Source organism: Qipengyuania oceanensis, from assembly GCF_009827535.1.
GTDB classification, from domain to species: Bacteria; Pseudomonadota; Alphaproteobacteria; order Sphingomonadales; family Sphingomonadaceae; genus Qipengyuania_C; species Qipengyuania_C oceanensis.
Window position 1 is genome coordinate 2,009,367 of record NZ_WTYN01000001.1, and the last position, 13,127, is coordinate 2,022,493.

The 13,127-nt window shown below is 64.8% G+C and carries 11 protein-coding genes; 8 read left to right on the plus strand and 3 right to left on the minus strand.

Annotation, left to right across the window (positions count from 1 at the left end; all coding sequences use genetic code 11):
* Positions 1-12 precede the first annotated feature (12 nt).
* The 5 genes from GRI48_RS09725 (at position 13) to GRI48_RS09745 (ending at position 3,498) form a co-directional block, all read left to right on the plus strand.
* On the plus strand, positions 13-732 hold the full coding sequence (locus GRI48_RS09725) for a hypothetical protein (RefSeq protein WP_160674682.1): 720 nt from the start codon (positions 13-15) through the stop codon (positions 730-732).
* Positions 733-847: 115 nt separating this feature from the next.
* Positions 848-1,474, plus strand: coding sequence for a 1-acyl-sn-glycerol-3-phosphate acyltransferase (locus GRI48_RS09730; RefSeq protein WP_160674687.1), 627 nt, complete (start codon positions 848-850; stop codon positions 1,472-1,474).
* Positions 1,467-2,267, plus strand: coding sequence for a DUF1295 domain-containing protein (locus GRI48_RS09735; protein WP_160674690.1), 801 nt, complete (start codon positions 1,467-1,469; stop codon positions 2,265-2,267). Before GRI48_RS09730 ends, GRI48_RS09735 begins: the two co-directional genes overlap by 8 nt.
* Before the next feature lie 64 nt (positions 2,268-2,331).
* On the plus strand, positions 2,332-2,787 hold the full coding sequence (locus tag GRI48_RS09740; RefSeq protein ID WP_160674693.1) for a hypothetical protein: 456 nt from the start codon (positions 2,332-2,334) through the stop codon (positions 2,785-2,787).
* Positions 2,788-2,874: 87 nt separating this feature from the next.
* Positions 2,875-3,498 carry a TetR/AcrR family transcriptional regulator gene (locus GRI48_RS09745; protein ID WP_160674696.1) on the plus strand — a complete coding sequence of 208 codons (624 nt, stop codon included), beginning with the start codon at positions 2,875-2,877 and terminating at the stop codon, positions 3,496-3,498.
* 4 nt (positions 3,499-3,502) lie between these two features.
* Here the strand turns inward: GRI48_RS09745 and GRI48_RS09750 are convergent, their stop codons facing one another.
* Together GRI48_RS09750 and gyrB are read right to left on the minus strand one after the other, a co-directional pair.
* Complete coding sequence (locus GRI48_RS09750) at positions 3,503-5,245, minus strand: bifunctional metallophosphatase/5'-nucleotidase (protein ID WP_160674699.1); 1,743 nt, start codon at positions 5,243-5,245, stop codon at positions 3,503-3,505.
* Between the two features lie 325 nt (positions 5,246-5,570).
* A complete protein-coding gene (gyrB, locus tag GRI48_RS09755; RefSeq protein ID WP_160674702.1) occupies positions 5,571-8,105 on the minus strand; it encodes a DNA topoisomerase (ATP-hydrolyzing) subunit B in 2,535 nt (844 codons plus the stop codon).
* 110 nt (positions 8,106-8,215) lie between these two features.
* On the opposite strand from gyrB, the gene GRI48_RS09760 reads away from it, so the two are divergent.
* Complete coding sequence (locus tag GRI48_RS09760; RefSeq protein ID WP_160674705.1) at positions 8,216-8,920, plus strand: ZIP family metal transporter; 705 nt, start codon at positions 8,216-8,218, stop codon at positions 8,918-8,920.
* A 38-nt stretch (positions 8,921-8,958) separates the two neighbouring features.
* The gene (locus GRI48_RS09765; RefSeq protein WP_160674708.1) at positions 8,959-10,530 is read left to right on the plus strand and encodes a class I adenylate-forming enzyme family protein; all 1,572 of its coding nucleotides are present in this window, start codon (positions 8,959-8,961) and stop codon (positions 10,528-10,530) included.
* 416 nt (positions 10,531-10,946) lie between these two features.
* Here the strand turns inward: GRI48_RS09765 and GRI48_RS09770 are convergent, their stop codons facing one another.
* Positions 10,947-11,249: a UrcA family protein gene (locus tag GRI48_RS09770; RefSeq protein WP_160674711.1), complete on the minus strand. Its 303-nt coding sequence runs from the start codon at positions 11,247-11,249 to the stop codon at positions 10,947-10,949.
* Between the two features lie 209 nt (positions 11,250-11,458).
* Between GRI48_RS09770 and guaA the strand changes: the two genes are divergently transcribed.
* Positions 11,459-13,057, plus strand: coding sequence for a glutamine-hydrolyzing GMP synthase (guaA, locus tag GRI48_RS09775; protein ID WP_160674714.1), 1,599 nt, complete (start codon positions 11,459-11,461; stop codon positions 13,055-13,057).
* The last annotated feature ends 70 nt before the right edge of the window (positions 13,058-13,127 follow it).

Sequence of the window (13,127 nt, forward strand, 5' to 3'; positions counted from 1 at the left end):
AGGAGAGTTCCCGTGAACGACCAGACTACCACACTCCTGATCGTCGCGCTGATCGTGGTAGCCGGTGCTATTGTCGGCTGGCTGCTCATGCAGCGCCGACAGACCAAGGAATTGCGCGAACGCTTCGGCGACGAATACGACCGCACGCTCGATGCGCGCGGCGGTCGCAGCAAGGCCGAAGCCGACCTGCTCGAACGCGAAAAGCGCGTTGCCGAACTCGAAATCCGCAAGCTGACACCTGCCGAGCACGATCGCTACGCCGCCGACTGGACGGCGACCAAGGCGCTGTTCGTCGACGACCCGAAGGCTGCGGTCGGCAAGGCCGATGCACTGCTGACCGACGTCATGCAGTCCAAGGGCTACAAGGTGTCTGACTTCGAGCACCAGCATGCAGACCTCACGGTCGAACATGCCGACGTGGCCACGCATTACCTCGCCGGTCACACCTTATGCGAACGGTGCGAGGCGGGCGAAGCCTCGACCGAGGATTTGCGCCAGGCGATCAACCATTACGAAGCGCTGTTCGATCGCCTCGTCGACGACATCGCGACCCCCGACGATGACGTGACGGTGCGCGGCACCCGGATGGACGAAGCTCCTGCGCGCCCGGCTACCACGGATACCGATGCGCCCCGACCCAATCCCGCGATCGGCGAACCCGTCGTGATCGACCGCGATATCGATGCGGAGGGCACCGTCACCTCCACGTCCACCCAACGCACGACCCTTTGACACGAACCGGCCGCTTGGACGCCTAGACGCGTTTCAAGGTTCGTCACGGAAGGCGGGGCCGCAAGGCCTCGCCTTTTGCGGTTTGCGTGCTAAGGCGATTTTTCAGGGAGAGGGCATGGCCACGCAAACAGAGCGCAAGCCGTCGCTGTCGTCGCGCATCGTGCGCGCGATCATAGAGGCGGTCTATCGCTGGCAGGGTTGGCGGATCGAAGGCGATCTGCCCGACATTCCCAAGTATGTCATCGCCGGCGCGCCGCACACTTCCAACTGGGACTTCGTATTCTTCACCGGGGCCACCGCGGCCCAGGGTGTCAGGCCCAATTTCATGGGCAAGCACACGCTGTTCACGGGCGCGATGCGCAACTTCATGTTCGACATGGGCGGCATTCCCGTCGATCGCACCAAGCGGGCCAATTACGTCGAACAGGTTGCCGACGAATTCGAAAAGCGTGACCGGCTCGCGCTCGTGATCGCCGCTGAAGGGACGCGTTCGTCGAACGGGGAGTGGCGCTCGGGCTTCTATCATATCGCGCGCGCCGCCAACGTGCCGATCGTGCCTGCTTGGGTGATACCGAAGCAGCACCGGCTCGGCTTCGGCCCGGCGATCATGCCGCGCGAAAGCTATGCCGAGACGCTCGCGGAAATCGCCCGCTTCCTGCGTTCCAAGCGGCCGGACTTCAGCCGCTACAAGGTGCTCGAGGCGCAGGCGCAGCGTCTCATCGAGGAGGAAACACATGGTTGAAGCCCTGCTGGTCAATGCGGTAATCCTGCTGGCGGTCGTCCTGGCGCTATGGGCGATTTCGGTGCGGATCGACGACGTGTCGTTCATCGACAGCTTCTGGGGCGCCGGGATGGGCCTCATGGCGATCACCAGCTGGCTGCAGCTCGAGCGGCCAGGCGCGCTTGCCGGCCTGCTGCTGGCTATGACCTGCGCCTGGGGATTCCGGCTCGGCATTCACCTTCTGCGCCGCTGGCGGCGCGAGGGCGAGGACCAGCGCTACAAGCGCATCTTGCGCAAGGATCGCGAGAAGGGGCGCTTCGCCTTTGCCGCGCTGACCAAGGTGTGGCTGGGCCAGGCGGTGCTGCTGTTTCTCGTCTCCAGCCCCGCGCAGGTCGGCATCCTCGCCAGCGAGGCACCGGCTCCTGTCGCCGGCATCGCCTGGGCAGGCATCGCGCTTTACCTGGTCGGCATCTTCTTCGAATGGACCGGCGATTGGCAGCTTGCCCGGTTCAAGGCCGATCCGTCCAACGAGGGCAAGATCCTCGACACCGGCCTGTGGCGCTACACGCGGCACCCGAACTATTTCGGCGATGCCTGTGCGTGGTGGGGCATCTGGCTGGTCACCGCGTCGGCGGGGTGGGAGTGGGCGCTCTACACCGTGGCCGGTCCGATCTTCCTGACCTTTACGCTGACGAAATGGTCGGGCGCGGCCTTGCTCGAATCGGGGATGAAGAAGAAGCGGGGCGACAAATACGCCGACTACATCGCGAGAACTTCCGCCTTCATTCCGATGCCCCCCAAGGCGCGCGGCTGAAAAATCCGAAACTTACGGCTGGTCCGCCCGTTGGAGACACAATCGCTTCAGTGGAGACAACCAGATGAATACCAGGATCCTTCTCGCCTCGCTTGCACCGATCGCCCTCGGCCTTGCCGCCTGCGGTGGCAATGAGACGGCCGAACCGACCGTCGACGATACCGCGGCGACTACGCCCGCGGACACCGCCGTCGCCTATCCCGAGGCGCCGCTCGATGCGCGCGGATCGGTCGATTACGCCGGGACCTATACGCAGAAGGCCGCCGATGGCACGACCCGTTCGATCGTGCTGGGCCCGGAAGATGGCTACACGATCACCAATGCCGATGGCTCGACCAGCACGGGCACTTTCAACTGGTACAGCGACAACAGCCGCATCCTGATCAAGGAAGGCGGCACCAACGAGGTGTACGCAGTGGCGGATGGCTACCTCTACCGCCTCGCAGACGAGAATGCGCCGCTCAACGGCGCGGTCACCGCGGGTAACGCCTATACCAAGGTCAACACGCCCACGATGTGATCGCGAGCCTTTTGGCTTTAAGACCGGCTCTCCGCGTCCTACATTGGAGCGCGTACAGCGATCCGAGGACGTGGAGAACCAGCCGGGATGACCGGAGAAGCAGAAGACCGCCACGCCCTCGTCAAGGCGGCAATGCAGGCGATCGAGCGGCGCGGCGAAGCAGTCTCGCGTGCCACTCTCGCCAGCGAAAGCGGCATTGCCCGCGCCCGGATCGAGCGCATTTTCCCGGAAGAAGAAGACCTGTTCGACGCGGTCGTCGAACAATGGTTCGCGCCCCACATCGCGATCATGGAAGAGGTGCTGGCATCGGACCTGCCGATAACGCGCAAGGTCTACGAATTCTTCGCGCGGCGCTTCAAGGTCCAGCGCGATCGCTATCTCCGGGATCCGTCGGCATTTGCGACCTATTGCGACCTTGGTGGTACGCACTTCGAACGCGTTCGCTCCTATGTCGACCTGGCGGATCACTACACTTGCGAACTCATCGCCCAGGCGCAGGCCGAAGGGCATTTCCCGGGGCTCGAGATCGACGAGGCTCTCTCGCTCATCAACCAGATGGTCACGCCCTACACCATGCCCGACGTGCTGCTGTACATGGAAGAGCGGCTGACCGAGGCGAAGCTGGCACGGATCGTCGAGACGATCTTCGCCGGGCTTTCGGGCGAGGATCGCGGTTCGGCGGGCGTGGCAGGGTTGCGCACCGCGCCCTGATTGCTCAGTCGATCGCGGTGACGCGTCCGAGCGAAGGCAGTTCGCGCACGGGAACGGCGACCAGGTAGGCTTCAAAGGCGTCGAGATCGACCGGACCGGTCACTGCATCGGCGCCGTCCTTGAAGACCGTGAACGTGTCGCCACCGGCGGCCAGGAAGCTGTTCATCGTCACACGGTACCGTGCCTGCGGCGCGATGGGCGTCCCATCGAGGCTCGCGGACACGATGCGGTTACCGGCAGGCCGGGTCATGTCATAGGCGAAGGCAAAGCCCTTCGATGGCGAAAACGTCTGGACGACTCCGTCATCGTCGACCTGCTGTTCGAGCAGCGCGATCAGCTGGGCTCCGGTGAAAGTCTTGGTGACGAGCGCGTTGCCGAACGGCTGCACCGCGTAGATGTCGCCGAAGGTCACCGACCCGTCTTCTGCCGGCGTCAGGTCTGCGCGGATGCCGGTGTTGTTCATGAGCGCGATGACCGCGCCCGCACTGCGCGTGGCGGCGAGCTGGCCGTCGGCGATCAGGTTGCCGAGCTTCGTTTCCTCGGTCGCCGGACCCGGCTTGCCCGCCTGGCCGGCCAATTTGCCGACGGGCCGGTTGGCCGCGTCGCTGGCTGCGGCGACATAGCGTGCGACATAGTCCGCGATCTTGGCATCGGGGACGATCGTGCCGAGCCGCGGGTCGGTCGGGAGCGGCCGCCCGTCGCGGTCCTTGCCCTCGCTCTGGATGACCGTGTTGCTCGCACTGGAAGCAACGACGTCGCCCGTCCTGCGGTCGATCTCGAGGACCGCTTCGGTCAGGTAGGACCCGCCATAGCCACCGCTCGTGACGATGAAATGCCTCGTCGGATCGATGGTGGCATAATCGCACACGTACTGGTTGTGCGTATGGCCGGAGTGGACGTAATCGATCGCCGGATCGAGCTGGGACAGGATGTCCAGCAAGGGTCCGCTGATCCCTTCGCACCCGCCTTCGGAATAGGGCAGATTGCTGTAGAGCCCCTGGTGGATGGCGACGATGATCGTCTCGATCCCGCGCTCCCTGATCTGGGGGACGAGGGAATTGATGGTCGCCGCTTCATCGCGGAAATGCAGCCCGGCGACGCCGCTGGGCGTGACGAGGTTTGGCGTGTCCTCGAGCGTCAGGCCGATGATCGCGACCGAGACGGCATCCTCGCCCTGGCCGAAGGTCTTGGTTCCGTAAGCGGGAAACAGCGTCCGGCCTTCGTCGGTGACGACATTGGCTGCCAGGAAGCTGAAGTCTGCGCCTTCGAACGGCTGCTCGACCCGACATGGTTCGCGCAGGGTGAACTTCGCGCAGCCGCCGTCCTGCAGCCGCCGCAGTTCCTGCCAGCCATTGTCGAATTCGTGATTGCCGACGGCGTTGAAGTCGAGGCCGATCCGGTTCATCGCGCCGATCGACGGCTCGTCGAGGAAGATCGAGGAAACCAGCGGGCTCGCCCCGATCAGGTCGCCGGCGGAAATCACCAGCACGTCGTCGCCCTTTGCACGGACCGTCTCGACCGCGCCGGCAAGCCAGGCTGCCCCGCCGACCGGGACGGTGACAGTCTCTGTTTCGCTCAAGCGTACGCCGAACTGGCGCGGGATCGGCTGGAGGTTTCCGTGAAAATCGTTCAGCCCGACGATGCGCAGCGTGTGGGTCGCCGCGGTAGGCGATCGGTCGGCTTGCGGGACGGTGGCGCAGGCGCCGAGCGAGAGAGCGGAAAGTGCGGCTAGCAGGGTGAATCGCATGGCCGGGGCTTAGCTTGCCGGACCACGCACCGCAAAGCCAAGTCGTTCGAAAAGCGTCAGGCCGCTTGCCGCGCTCCGCCGCCGGGCCTGGGCAGCCAGCGCTCCAGCACCTGCTGCAGGCGGGCGATGGTGAGCGGCTTGGAACAATGCTCCTGCATCCCGGCCGCGAGGCAATCGGCGACATCCTCGGCAAAGGCGTTGGCAGCGCCTCAGGTTGTGATCGTGCTTCCACTTTCCTTTTTCATGCCAATCGCACAGTTGCGCCCTGGCACGAGCATGGTTCAGGCTATGGCCGCTTTCCTATCCGCAGGAATACCTAGGCAGATCAGACATCCAGGTTGGCGACGTTGAGCGCGTTGTCCTGGATGAACTCGCGGCGCGGCTCCACCACGTCGCCCATCAGGCGCGTGAAGATCTCGTCGGTCACGTCGGCGTCCTCCACCTTGACCTGCAGCAGCGCACGGTTTTCCGGGTCGAGCGTGGTTTCCCACAGCTGCTCCGCGTTCATTTCGCCCAAGCCCTTGTAGCGCTGGATCGAGAGGCCCTTGCGCCCACCGGACAGCACGGCATCGAGCAGCTCGGTCGGGCGGGTCAGCGCATCGGCATCGGATGCCGCGATTTCCACCTCATCGGTGTCCTCTGCGTCGTCGGGCACGGTGTCGGGCGCCGCCGTTCCGGTCTTCACCAGTCGGACCGGCTGAGCGAAGACCTCGGCGTGTTCGCTGGCGAGCCGGTGGAGTTTGCGCGCTTCGGCGCTGTCGACGAAATTCGCATCTATATCGTGGACGTCGGTCACGCCGCGCCACACGCGATCGAAGCGCAGCGACCCGTCATCGTTGAGAACCGCGGTCCAGCGTGCCTCGGTGTCGCCGGCCTGGATGCGCCGTGCCGCCAGTTCGAGCGCCTGGCGACGCGAATCGGCGTTGAGCTCGGGGTCGAGCGCGCCCGACAGCGCCATTTGCTCGATGATCGCCGTGTCGTACTTGCGCGGAACGAAGGCGAGGAGGTTGCGGATCCGCAAGGCGTGTTCGACCAGCTGGCGCAGGCCCGGTGCCGGGATCGGCCCGTCCACGGTTTCGAGCTCGCGCCCGTCGAGACCGCCATCGACAAGGTAGCGATCGAGCGCGGCCTGGTCCTTGAGATAGACTTCGCTGCGGCCCTTGCTCACCTTGAACAGCGGCGGCTGGGCGATGAACAGGTGCCCGGCCTTGATAATCTCCGGCATCTGCCGGTGGAAGAAGGTCAGCAGCAGCGTACGGATGTGCGCGCCGTCGACGTCGGCGTCGGTCATGATGACGATCTTGTGGTAGCGCAGCTTCTCGAGGTTGAACTCGTCGCGCAGGCCGGTGCCCATCGCTTGGATCAGCGTGCCGACTTCCTTCGACGAGATGATCCGGTCGAAGCGCGCGCGCTCCACGTTGAGGATCTTGCCCTTCAGCGGCAGGATCGCCTGCGACTTGCGGTCGCGCCCCTGCTTTGCCGAGCCACCTGCCGAGTCACCCTCGACCAGGAACAGCTCGCTGTCCGCCGGATCGCGGTTCTGGCAATCGGCCAGCTTGCCGGGAAGCGAGGCGACGCTCATCGCGCCCTTGCGGCTCATCTCGCGGGCGCGGCGGGCGGCCTCGCGCGCGGCGGCGGCATCGATCACCTTCTGGATGATCTGCTTTGCATCGCCGGGATTTTCCTCGAGCCACTCGGTCATCTTCTCGCCCATCAGGCTTTCGAGCGGCTGGCGCACTTCGGAAGAAACCAGCTTGTCCTTGGTCTGCGAACCGAACTTGGGATCGGGCAGCTTGACCGAGACGATGGCGGTCAGGCCTTCGCGCATGTCTTCGCCCGACAGGCTGACCTTTTCCTTCTTCATGAGGCCGGATGAGGTCGCGTAATTGTTGAGCGTGCGGGTCAGGGCGGCGCGGAACGCGGCCAAGTGCGTGCCCCCGTCGCGCTGCGGGATGTTATTGGTGAAGCACAGCACGTTCTCGTAGTAGGAATCGTTCCATTCGAGCGCGACATCGATGCCGATGCCGTCCTTTTCCGCGCTGACCGAGATCGGCTCTGCGACCAGAGGCTGCTTGTTGCGGTCGAGGTATTTCACGAAGGCCGCGATGCCGCCTTCGTAGAACAGGTCGTGCTCCTTGGGTTCCTCGTGCCTGCGGTCGCGCAGCAGGATGCGGACACCCGAATTGAGAAACGCCAGTTCTCGGTAGCGATGCTCGAGCTTCTCGAAATCGAACTCCGTCACGTTCTTGAACGTGTCGTCGGAGGCCATGAAGGTGACGCGCGTTCCCTTCTTGTAGCCGTTCTCGTCCGAATTGCCGTCCACCTTGGGCGCATCGCCGACGACGCGCAGGCTTTCCACCGCGTCGCCGTGCTCGAAGCGCATCCAGTGCTCCTGGCCGTTGCGCCAGATGACCAGCTCGAGCCATTCGGACAGGGCGTTTACGACCGAAACGCCGACACCGTGCAGGCCGCCGGAGACCTTGTAGGCGTTGTCGTCTGAGGTGTTCTCGAACTTTCCGCCCGCATGCAGCTGGGTCATGATGACTTCCGCTGCCGACACGCCTTCTTCCTTGTGCATGTCGACCGGGATTCCGCGCCCATTATCCTCGACGCTGACGCTGCCATCGGGGTTGAGCTCGATCAGGACGAGGTCGCAATGCCCGGCGAGCGCTTCGTCGATCGCGTTGTCCGACACCTCGAACACCATGTGGTGCAGGCCGGACCCGTCGTCGGTGTCGCCGATGTACATGCCGGGCCGCTTGCGGACCGCGTCGAGCCCCTTGAGGACCTTGATCGAATCGGCGCCGTAGTCGTTCTTGTTCGCGCCGTTGGCAGGCGTCTTTCCCGTGTTTTCGTCCATGCTGATCATATAGGGATCTGCGCCCCCGATCCCAAGGAAATCGGCCCTTCGGCGCACGGTTTTCCCCAGTCTGCGCGGCAACCAAGTCAAGCGTGCCGCGTTGTGGCTCCATGGTGCTGATGTTGACCGTCGTGCTGGTGGTGTCGGGTGCGCTGATAATCGGCGCGGCCTGGGGCATTTACGGCACGCTGAAGCCGCAGACCGAGGGCTTCCTGGTCGCGCTGGCCGGCGGTGCGCTGCTGCTGTCGGTGGTCACCGAACTTATTCAGCCGAGCATCGACAAGAGCTCCGTCTACCACGCGATGCTGGGCGTTGCCGCGGGCGCGATCGTGTTCAGCGCGGTCGATTACCTGATCGACGAGAAATGGGGCTCCGATTCGGGCGGCGGACTGCTCGCCGCGATCACGCTCGACGGTATTCCCGAAAACCTCGCGCTCGGCGTGGCGCTGATCGGCGCGGGCAGCCTGGAAGTCGCAGCGCTCGCGGGTTCCATCCTGCTGTCCAACCTGCCCGAGGCCGCCGGTGGCGCACGCCAGATGGCGCAGGGAGGCAAGTCTAAGGGCAAGATCCTGCTGCTCTGGGTCGCGACGGCCGCGCTCCTGTCGGCCGCGGCCATCGTCGGCAATCTGGCGCTCGAGGGCGTGGGCGAAGAAGTCCTTGCTCTCATCCGGTGCTTTGCCGCCGGCGCGGTGATAGCGAGCCTTGCAACCGAAGTGTTTCCGCAAGCCTACAAGGAAGATCACCACCTGGCCGGCATCGCCACTGCCCTCGGCGTGATCCTCGCGCTCGTCCTGGGATCGCTGGCAGGCGGTTGAGGCTCGACAAGCGCTCTGCATTCCATAAGAAGCGGCGCATGGGAGATACACCGAGCGCCGCCATGCTCGCCGAGCCCTTCGGCGACTTTCCGAAAATCATCGCCCGCTGGGCCGCAGCGCAGCCCGACAAGCCCGCCCTGCGCGACGACGCGGGCGAGCTGAACTGGGGCGAGCTGGGCGACCGGGTCGAACGCATCGCCGCGCGCCTGCAGGAAACCGGCCTTGCGAAGGGTCAGTCGGTCGCGATCCTCGGTCTATCGTCGATCCCCTATGCCCTCGTGTTCCTGGCCGCGGTCCGCGCGGGCGGGGTGGCCGCCCCGCTCACGACCAGCGCCAGCCGCGAGCAGCTTGCCGGTATGCTGGCCGACAGCGGAGCGGATCACCTGTTTGTCACGCGCGCCCGCCTTGCCGAACTCAATGCCGGCTCGGACCAGGATTTCGGATCGGGCGTGCCGCACCGCGTGATTCTCGATGAAGAGCTGGATAGCTGGATGGCGAAGCCGGGGACCACGGCCGCGCCGTTCGATCCCGGCCCGAAGGACGACTTCAACATCATCTACTCCTCGGGCACGACCGGCATTCCCAAGGGCATCGTGCATTCGCACCAGATGCGCTGGCGGCAATTCGCCTTCACGGCGGCGAGCTGGCTCGAAAGCGCTGCGGAAATCCGCAGCCTCGCATCCACCCCGCTCTATTCGAACACGACCATGGTCGCCTTCCTCGCGCCGCTGCTGGCGGGCGGGACCGTGCGCGTGATGGGCAAGTTCGACACGGCGCGGTGGCTGCAATACGCGCAGGACGAGAAGGTGACCGTCACCATGCTCGTGCCGGTCCAGTACCAGCGGCTGATGGATTTCGACGGCTTCGACGATTTCGACCTGTCCGCCCTGCGCGTCAAATACTGCACCTCGGCACCGTTTTCCGCGCAGCTCAAGCGCGAGGTGCTCGACCGGATGCCGGGTACGCTGGTGGAGATCTACTCGATGACCGAGGGCGGCGTGGTCTGCCTGCTCGCCGCGCATGAGTTCCCGGACAAGTTGCACACCGTGGGGCGGCCTGCGCCGGGGAGCGAGCTCAAAGTGCTCGACGACGAGGACAACGAGGTGCCGCCGGGTACGCCGGGCAATCTCGTCGGCCTCTCGCAGACGATGATGGCCGGCTACAAGAACCAGCCGGGCAAGACCCGCGAGGGCTACTGGACCCACCCCGAGACCGGGCAGGCCTGGCAGCGGATGGGCGATATCGGCCGCATCGACGAGGACGGCTTCGTCGAACTGGTCGGCCGTTCCAAGGACATGATCATTTCCGGCGGGTTCAACATCTTCCCATCCGATCTCGAGGCGGAACTGGAGAAGGAAGACGCGGTCGCCGAAGCCGCCGTGATCGGCGTGCCCTCGCGGCGCTGGGGCGAAACGCCGGTCGGTTTCGTGACCTTGAAGGATCGGACGGCAGACCCGGCCGAGGTCATGGCGGCGGTGAACGGTCGGCTCGGCAAGACACAGCGGCTGGCCGCGCTCCACGCGATCGACGAGATGCCGCGCAGCCATATCGGCAAGCTGCTGAAAACGGAGCTGCGCGAACTGGCGGCCACGCTCGATCCGGTGGAATAATAGCGCCGTTTGACGCGCTGGAACGGAATCCTGTGCGACCCTGACGCGGCTGCGTCCCGGGGGGACTGGGAGAGGGTTGCAGCCGCGTCTAGGTCGCTGTCTTCGATGACGGTCAGGCGATGGTCGCGCTGAAGGTCACGGTGGTGACGAGACCCGCCACCAGGAAGACCAGGATGTGCGATGCAAGTTTCTGCATAGCTTCCTCCTGTTGCTGCCGGGCGGGAATCAGGGGGAGGGAGAGGGAGATCCGCCGCCCGGCTATGGCAGTGAAATAATATTACTGCGCTGCAACATAAAGTGAGAAAACGTCAGGCGTTGTTGCGCTTTACGCAACATTCAGGGCAAAAGCCGCATGGCGCAAACACGAAGGGCGACACTTTCGTGCCGCCCCCCGCATTGCTGCATTCGCGCCGTTTTCAGTTCGCGCTGGCGACCCGGTTGGTGCGCCGCTGTTCCAGCTGTGCGAGCGCTTGGCGGGTGGCACCAGCGACGCACTCGCGATCGACGGCCTTGCCGCCGGGGATCGCTACCGAGCGATAGGTGCAGGCCTTGTCGACCGCGCTGGCGATCCGCTTCTCGAGGACGGCGAGGTCTGCGGTCTTGGTCAGGTCGAGATCGGCGTGATCGATCTGGATTTCGACGCGCTCGGGCTTCGCCGCTGCCGGAGCAGCGATCGCAACGACGGTTGCGGCGAGAACGGGCATGAAGAGGTTACGCATGATTCATCTCCTGGTTCGTGTGCCGCCTTTGTGAAAACATCCCTGTTGGTGTCCCGGTCTAGAGCGCGGGTTCGGGCGTTATGGTGCGTTGCAGCAAGCCGTGCTGCAAGTGCGAAAAGAGTCACAGTGCTTGCGTCGAACGCACCGAACTGCGGACGGGTGCACGGTCCGGCTGGACAGCTTCGCCTGCCGCCGCCAAGGGTTCGCGGATGGACGACGTGCTTCTTTCCGATTCCGCCAGTGACACGATCCTGATCGTCGATTTCGGCAGCCAGGTGACCCAGTTGATCGCCCGCCGCGTGCGCGAGGCTGGGGTCTATTCAGAAATCGCCCCGTTCACGCAGGCTGAGGAGGCATTCCGTCGCCTGCGGCCCAAGGGGATCATCCTGTCGGGATCGCCCGCCGGCGTGCCCGAAGAGGGAAGCCCGCGTGCGCCCGAAATGCTGTTCGAGGCCGGCGTGCCGATCCTGGGCATCTGCTACGGCCAGCAGGTGATGAGCCACCAGTTGGGCGGCGAGGTGCGGCCCGGTCACGAGGTCGGAGACGGCGGGGAGTTCGGCCGCGCCTATCTCACCGTCACTCAAGACTGTGCGCTGTTCGACGGTTTGTGGAAAGTGGGCGAGCGTCACCAGGTCTGGATGAGCCACGGTGATACGGTGACCCGCTTCGCGCCCGGCTTCGAGATCGTCGCCATATCCGATGGCGCGCCGTTCGCGGTCATCGCCGACGAGAAGCGCAAGTTCTACGGCACGCAGTTCCACCCGGAAGTCGTCCATACGCCCGACGGCGGCAAGTTGCTGGCCAATTTCGTGCACAAGGTCTGCGGTCTCGCCGGCGACTGGACGATGGCGGCCTATCGCGAAACCAAGAAGGCCGAGATCCGCGCCCAGGTCGGCGACGGCAAAGTCATCTGCGGCCTTTCGGGAGGCGTGGACAGCTCGGTCGCCGCGATCCTCATCCACGAGGCGCTGAAGGATTCGGGCACCGACCAGTTGACCTGCGTATTCGTCGACCACGGCCTGCTGCGCCTGAACGAGCGCGAGCAGGTCGAGACGCTGTTTCGCGATCACTACAACATCCCGCTCGTCGTGGTGGACGCCGAAGAACGTTTCATGAGCGGGCTGGCGGGCGTCACCGACCCCGAGAAGAAGCGCAAGTTCATCGGCGCGGAATTCATCAACGTGTTTGAGGAAGAGGCAAAGAAGATCGGCGGGGCCGACTTCCTCGCCCAGGGCACGCTTTATCCCGACGTGATCGAGAGCGTGTCCTTCACCGGCGGACCGTCGGTGACGATCAAGAGCCACCACAATGTCGGTGGCCTGCCCGAACGCATGAACATGAAACTGGTCGAACCCTTGCGCGAGCTGTTCAAGGACGAAGTCCGCGAACTGGGCCGCGAGCTGGGCCTCAACGACCAGTTCGTCGGACGGCACCCTTTTCCCGGCCCCGGTCTGGCGATCCGCATTCCCGGCGAGGTCACCAAGGAGCGCTGCGATATCCTCAGGAAAGCCGATGCGATCTATCTCGACGAGATCCGCAAGGCCGGGCTCTACGATGCGATCTGGCAGGCCTTTGCCGTGCTGCTGCCGGTCAAGACCGTGGGCGTGATGGGGGATTATCGCACCTACGACAGCGTTTGCGCCTTGCGCGCCGTGACCAGCACCGATGGCATGACCGCCGATGTCTATCCCTTCGATGCGGCCTTTCTGACCCAATGCGCCACTCGCATCGTCAACGAGGTGCAGGGCGTGAACCGCGTCGTCTACGATTACACGAGCAAACCGCCCGGCACGATCGAGTGGGAGTGATCTGACGGCATTCCGGCGCCTCGGACGCAGCCGGAACCGGAACATCGTGTGCCCCCTCTCGTTCACCCTG